Raw genomic sequence first — 6,864 nt, 5'->3', positions numbered from 1 at the left:
GAGCACAAGGTCGGCAGCCTCGCGCTTGAATTCAGGAGTAAAGGAGCGGCGTTGTTTGGTCATCTGACACCTCGATCTGGCGAGCATTCTCGCCTAAATGGGTGTCCGGTTTCATTAGACCACTACACATCGCCATCCAAGACGGTCAGGATGGCAGGAATCAGTAACGCGGGGTTCTTCTTGAACGCTTTGGCTAAACTATCAGCCGCTTGAGTCATTTTCTTAAATCGCTCGTCATTACCCTCGAGCTTGTCAATCAATCCTGCCGCCAATAGTTCTTGAAGCACATTTGCCATGGGGCTCTCCTTAGCATTTGTTATAGATGTTGGCCTAGTTCGTTAACAATCGCATTGCGAGAGGTATCGGCTCAGGATCGGGTTGTGCGGAAAATCATGTTTGACTTCAGACAGCAAGCGTACTGGACTGACCGAGGCGCCTTGTTGAGTGAGTATCCATATACGCTGCCAGGTGTCGAACGCGCGATTCATGGTGGGTAATTGACCAGCCTTGCCACCTGCTCGTACCCAGACAGCTCGGGCGTCATCGTGGCTTGGGTAGGAGTCCGACAGAAAATCAATTAAATCTCGAGGGACACCGTTATTAGCGGACGAAGACGGCGATTGAGCCTCAGCGTCAGTTGAGACACGGCCTCGCGCTTGGGAAGTGCCATGCAGCAAGTCAACCGATTGCCTCATAAGTAACACGAGATACTCGGCTGAGGCGCGAGCGGCAAAAATACGATAGCGGTCGTCTTTATCCGGGTCACCAAAATCGGACACACCCTTCGCGACAATCACCGGAACGCGAATAAACTCTCCGGCCGCGCCCAATGCACTTGCCTCCATGTCGAGACCGAGCACTTTGCGCATTGACTCTCCTAGTCGCGAGAAGATCTTGTCATCCTCGACAACCGCTGAGCCCGTTGCGATGGGAGCGACGTGTACCTGAAAGGGGGGGGGGAGGCGCGGTCGTCCATTAAATTGGAGGTGCAGTTCGCCTGCGCGATCTTCGCCAGCAGATGTGATCAGCCCCTTGTCGTCGATGAGCCCTCGTTTTCGAAGTCGCTCTAAAACCAACGTCCAATCGGGACACGCCAGCCAAAAGTCCGGGTGGGTTTGCGGATGGAGACCTTTTAACCCGCAGAGCAGAACCCAATCCTCTTGAGTTTCGAGGGTCAACTGCGGGCGCTCGTTGATCCAGCTTCCAGGGGCAACACCCGCGACAATCTGCATGCGTTGGACCCAATGAGGGCCTGGCCCAACCTGGATCGGATCGCCCTGAAAATTTGATACGCCGTCGACGACGGTCAGTTTACCGGCGTCGTAAGAATAGAGGCGATCGGCAATGAGCACGTCCCCGAGAGCAACCTTGCCACGACGTCCTGCACAAATGCCCGACATGGCAATGCAACGAGCCGGCACTTCGCCCCAGAGATGGGCCAATGTAGCAGAAGCCTGCTCCTTCCCCATAAATGCGCAAAATGACGCAATCACCAACACAGGAGACCCGCTGTCGGAAAGGAACTGTGCTTCCGCAATTTGCCAGCCACTGCTGGTTTTTCGTTCTTGCCAACCTTGGCCCGTCAGTCCCGTCTTAACGGATAGAAGAGCGTGATACTCATCTTGCAAGGCGCAGAGAATTAGAACGTCGGCTAGGCCAGACTGAGGCATTAGAGTAGGCGGCATAACGATGTGGATGCTCAATGTTGATTGTGCGCAAAGGGGCGGACTTGTCGTTTCAGGAGACATGTTCAGCCGGCGAGACCATATACTACGCCACTGTACTGGCATTTCGATACGAGTGACGCGACGCGTTCACCATGAATCGCCCCGGGTCCTGTAGACAAACCAAATGGCAGCTATTGGCCGATTGCGGCCTTTCGCGAAGGGCAGTGAATGGGCCCACTCAGCTCTGCTTCGAAGCCCAATGGGGGTTCCTCCGCTTTTCACGACAAAGCAGCAATCAATCTCTTAACAAGCTATCCGCAATTGTCCCTGAAAAAACCGCCTCCACCGGCCCAATCAGAAACACCGCCCCCACCCCATCCCATTGAACCGTAACACTCCCACCATCACATTCAACCTCAACGGTATCGTCCAACAACCCCCGACGAATCCCATTAACCGCAGCACCACAAGAGCACGAACCTGAACCCAACGGAATACCGCCCCAGCGCTCCCAAATGCGCAGCCGAATATGCTTGCGGTCAACTATCTGGACGAAATGCACATTCGTCCTGAGCGGAAACAGCGGGTGGGTTTCAAGGGTGGGTCCGATGACCGCAATATCAATCGCCGTCAGGTCATCCACAAAATAGGTGCAGTGCGGATTACCCATACTGCACGCCGCCGGGCCGCCATCAAGGGGCAGAACCAACGTATCCATTTCATGAGCCAGGGGAACATCCGACCAGCCAAACAGCGGCTGCCCCATGCTGACGGAAATGTTGCCGTTGGAGGTTCGTTGGCAAGTGAGAAGCCCCCGGTTGGTCCGAAGCGTTATCGACGTCGAATTCGATTCGCGCATCAGCCTGTCCGCAGCCCCCCGCGTTGCGCTACCACACACATCCAGCGTGGAACCATCGGTATTCCAGAACATCAACCGCGCATCGGCATCCTCGCAATCGAGCACCACCGCGAGTTGATTGAAACCGATGCCGCGGTGGCGATCCCCCATTCGCCGAGCCAGGGCGCTTGTCACTGGGTTGGCCGAGTTTCGCGCGTCCACGACCACGAAGTCGTCGCCATTGGCGTGCATCTTGTGGAAACTCAGCGGCATAGACAGATCCCTGTGGTGAATGGCCGTTTGCAGGCGATCTAGCCCCATTCGCAGTGCTTTTGCAAGTTGTGTGAGGGTCAGCGAAAGCTACCCGCCAGCCCCGAATTCCAGGCACAAAAAAGCCCACTGACCGTCACCGGTGCAGTGGGCTTTTTGACTGGGCGTCTAGTTACAGAGCCATATCAGTTGCAGCGTTTGCCTTCGGCGCTTTTGGCGCTTCAGCCGGGGCAGCTGCCGGGGCCGCTACTTGACCGATCGCCGGTGGCGGGGTCAGTTGCAGGACCTTGGCGGTGTAAGCCCACTCTTGTGCAACCTTCTCAGGACTGCCATTCAGCTGAGTGCCGTAGCTTGGCACGATCTGGTGCAGTTTTTCCTGCCAGGCTGGCGAAGCGACCTTGTCCTTGAACACTTTCTGCAGCACGGTCAGCATGATCGGCGCAGCGGTCGAGGCACCTGGCGATGCGCCCAGCAGGCCGGCGATGGTGCCGTCAGCGGAAGCAACGATTTCGGTGCCCAGTTTCAGCACGCCACCGGCGGCTTCATCACGCTTGATGATTTGCACGCGCTGGCCGGCTTGCCACAGGCGCCAGTCTTCAGCCTTGGCGTTCGGGAAGTACTCTTTCAGGGCGTTGAGGCGGTCTTCGTCAGACAGCATCAGCTGACCGGCAAGGTACTCGACCAGCGGGTATTCCTTGATGCCGACCTTGGTCATCGGCCACACGTTGTGCGTGGTGGTGGTGGTCAGCAGGTCCAGGTACGAGCCTTCTTTGAGGAACTTGGTGCTGAAGGTCGCGAATGGGCCAAACAGGATCACGCGCTTGCCGTCCAGGACACGGGTGTCCAGGTGCGGAACCGACATCGGCGGTGCGCCAACGGAGGCTTTGCCGTAGGCCTTGGCCAGGTGTTGCTCGGCGATGGTCGGGTTTTCGGTGACGAGGAACGAGCCGCCGACCGGGAAGCCTGCGTATTCCTTGGCTTCAGGAATGCCGGACTTCTGCAGCAGGTGCAGGGCACCGCCGCCCGCGCCGATGAACACGAACTTGGCGTCGGTTTCGGACTTGCTGCCGTCTTTCAGGTTTTTGTAGCTGACGCGCCAGGTGCCGTCTTCGTTCTTGGTGATGTCTTGCACTTCGCTAGACAGTTTCAAGTCGAATTTCGGGGTGGTTTGCAGGTGCGCAACGAACTGGCGGGTGATTTCGCCGAAGTTCACGTCGGTGCCGATCGGGGACCAGGTGGCCGCGATTTTCTGGTTCGGGTCACGCCCTTCCATCATCAGCGGAACCCACTTGGCGATCTGCGCCGGGTCTTCCGAGTACTGCATGCCGGCGAACAGCGGGCTCGCTTGCAGGGCTTCGTAGCGCTTTTTCAGGAACTTGATGTTGTCATCGCCCCACACAAAGCTCATGTGCGGTGTGGAGTTGATGAACGAACGCGGGTTTTTCAGCACGCCTTGCTGAACCTGCCAGGCCCAGAACTGACGGGAGATCTGAAAGGCTTCGTTGATTTCAACGGCTTTCGGGATCGAGACATTGCCCTTGTCGTCTTCCGGGGTGTAGTTCAACTCGGCCAGGGCGGAGTGACCGGTACCGGCGTTATTCCAGCCGTTGGAGCTTTCCAGGGCGACGCCGTCGAGGCGCTCGATCATTTCCATCGAGGTGCCAGGTTCCAGCTCATTGAGCCATACACCCAGGGTCGCGCTCATGATGCCGCCGCCGATCAGCAGCACATCGACTTTCTTTGCCTCTGACCCGTGAACGGTTGTGATCCCCATCGACAAAGCCAGCCCCAGCAGGGCCGTGTTCATTTTCTTAAACATCTTGTAGCACCTTTGATAAAACGTCATCCGCCCTTCCATCCTCACGACGAAACCCTTGTTTCACACGGCATTCAGGCAAATGTCGTGGGGGCTCGCACATGAGATCCGGAGGGTGGGCACACAAGGCCGACGTGATCCATCGACCTCAGTTTATATGTCCCTACTGAACTGACTTTTTATCTTTATTGGCTTCAGCTACTTGAGCGACAGTGATTCTGTTGGCGCGTCTCGAGGACACGCAAACTGAATAGGTCAAACCAAGTTGAGGTGAAGAATATCACGCCGGAGCAAACCCGCGCGTCTGTTCCCGACCTGATAGTCCGAACACGCGCGCCGGGGCCACTATACTCAACCTGTTTTTTCGATGAGCCGGTGAGGAGCAGTCATGAGCGATAAAAACAATCTGCGCAAATATTCCTCTCAAGTGGTCGATGGCGTGGAGCGTGCGCCCGGTCGCTCGATGCTGCGGGCCGTGGGGTTCACCGACGAGGACTTCAAGAAACCGCAGATCGGCATCGCCTCGACCTGGGCGATGGTCACGCCTTGCAACATGCACATCGACAAGCTGGCGGTCGAGGCGGAGAAAGGCGCGAATGCCGCCGGGGCCAAGGGCGTCATTTTCAACACCATCACCATTTCCGACGGCATCGCCAACGGCACGGAAGGCATGAAGTATTCGCTGGTGTCACGCGAGGTGATTGCCGATTCCATCGAAGTCGTGGCCGGTTGCGAAGGCTTCGACGGCCTGGTGACCGTGGGCGGTTGCGACAAGAACATGCCGGGCTGCCTGATCGGCATGGCGCGGCTGAACCGCCCTTCCATCTTCGTCTATGGCGGGACGATTCGGCCCGGTGCCGGCCACACCGACATCATTTCCGTGTTCGAAGCCGTGGGCCAGAATGCCCGTGGCGACATCAACGAAATCCAGGTCAAGCAGATCGAGGAAGTGGCGATTCCCGGCCCCGGTTCCTGCGGCGGAATGTACACCGCCAACACCATGGCCTCGGCCATTGAAGCGCTGGGCATGAGCCTGCCCGGTTCCAGCTCTCAGGATGCCGTCGGCAGCGACAAGGCCTCGGACAGTTTCCGCGCCGGCCAGCAGGTCATGGAGTTGTTGAAGCTGGACCTCAAACCTCGCGACATCATGACCCGCAAAGCCTTCGAAAATGCGATCCGCGTGGTCATCGCCCTCGCCGGCTCGACCAACGCGGTGCTGCATCTGTTGGCCATGGCGCACGCGGTGGATGTCGAGTTGACGCTGGATGATTTCGTCGAGCTGGGCAAGGTCTCGCCGGTCGTGGCCGACCTGCGCCCCAGCGGCAAATACATGATGAGCGAACTGGTGGCCATCGGCGGCATTCAACCGCTGATGAAGCGCATGCTCGCGGCCGGCATGTTGCATGGCGATGCGATGACGGTGACCGGCAAGACCCTCGCGGAAAACCTCGAAAACGTGGCGGATTATCCGGAAGGCCAGGACGTGATTCTGCCCTTCGACCAGCCGGTGAAAAAGGACTCGCACCTGGTGGTGCTGCGCGGCAACCTTTCGCCCACCGGCGCGGTGGCCAAGATCACGGGCAAGGAAGGTTTGCGCTTTGAAGGCACGGCGCGGGTCTACCATGGCGAAGAAGGTGCGCTGGCCGGGATTCTCAATGGCGAAGTGAAAGCGGGCGATGTGATCGTGATTCGCTACGAAGGGCCCAAGGGTGGCCCGGGCATGCGCGAAATGCTCTCGCCGACGTCGGCGGTCATGGGCAAGGGGTTGGGCAAGGATGTTGCGTTGATTACCGATGGCCGCTTTTCAGGGGGTTCCCATGGTTTTGTGGTGGGTCATATCACGCCGGAAGCGTTTGATGGCGGGCCGATTGCGTTGATCGAAGACGGCGACAAAATCACCATCGATGCCGAAACCCGGCAGATCACGGTCGGCGTTTCCGATGCCGAACTGGCCGAGCGCAAAACCCGCTGGGTGCGGCCGGAATCCAGGTACAAACGCGGGGTGTTGGCGAAGTATGCGAAGACGGTGTCCAGCGCCTCCGAGGGTGCCGTCACCGACAAATACCTTTAATGCTTTGATTCTGTATCGTTTGAGCGATTGCCATCGCGAGCAGGCTCGCTCCCACAGTTGATCTTCGCGTTGACGCAATCAATGTGGGAGCGAGCCTGCTCGCGATGGGGTCCGGCCTGGCAACATCAATGTTGAATGGATATCACAGCCGAAACCGATCCACCGACTGCGACAATTTCCCCGCCATCGCCGACAGGTCATC

Annotated in this window: 5 protein-coding genes; 1 reads left to right on the top strand and 4 read right to left on the bottom strand. The window is 58.0% G+C overall.

The features are described from left to right. Positions 1-122 precede the first annotated feature (122 nt). The 4 genes from IB245_RS25775 to mqo all read right to left on the bottom strand — a co-directional run bounded on the left by IB245_RS25775 (position 123) and on the right by mqo (position 4,594). Positions 123-296 (bottom strand): GTPase-associated system all-helical protein GASH, encoded by a 174-nt coding sequence (locus IB245_RS25775; protein WP_192229088.1) that lies wholly within the window; start codon positions 294-296, stop codon positions 123-125. A gap of 42 nt (positions 297-338) precedes the next feature. Next, complete coding sequence (locus IB245_RS25770; RefSeq protein WP_225609998.1) at positions 339-1,670, bottom strand: effector-associated domain EAD1-containing protein; 1,332 nt, start codon at positions 1,668-1,670, stop codon at positions 339-341. Positions 1,671-1,962: 292 nt separating this feature from the next. Further along, positions 1,963-2,778 carry a diaminopimelate epimerase gene (dapF, locus tag IB245_RS25765; RefSeq protein WP_192229086.1) on the bottom strand — a complete coding sequence of 272 codons (816 nt, stop codon included), beginning with the start codon at positions 2,776-2,778 and terminating at the stop codon, positions 1,963-1,965. 169 nt (positions 2,779-2,947) lie between these two features. After that, positions 2,948-4,594 carry a malate dehydrogenase (quinone) gene (gene mqo, locus IB245_RS25760; protein WP_192229085.1) on the bottom strand — a complete coding sequence of 549 codons (1,647 nt, stop codon included), beginning with the start codon at positions 4,592-4,594 and terminating at the stop codon, positions 2,948-2,950. Between the two features lie 385 nt (positions 4,595-4,979). Between mqo and ilvD the strand changes: the two genes are divergently transcribed. Continuing rightward, positions 4,980-6,662 (top strand): dihydroxy-acid dehydratase, encoded by a 1,683-nt coding sequence (gene ilvD, locus IB245_RS25755; protein ID WP_192229084.1) that lies wholly within the window; start codon positions 4,980-4,982, stop codon positions 6,660-6,662. The last annotated feature ends 202 nt before the right edge of the window (positions 6,663-6,864 follow it).

This window comes from Pseudomonas sp. PDM02, from assembly GCF_014852285.1.
Taxonomy (GTDB): domain Bacteria; phylum Pseudomonadota; class Gammaproteobacteria; order Pseudomonadales; family Pseudomonadaceae; genus Aquipseudomonas; species Aquipseudomonas migulae.
This window is presented reverse-complemented; position numbering and strand designations above follow the sequence as displayed.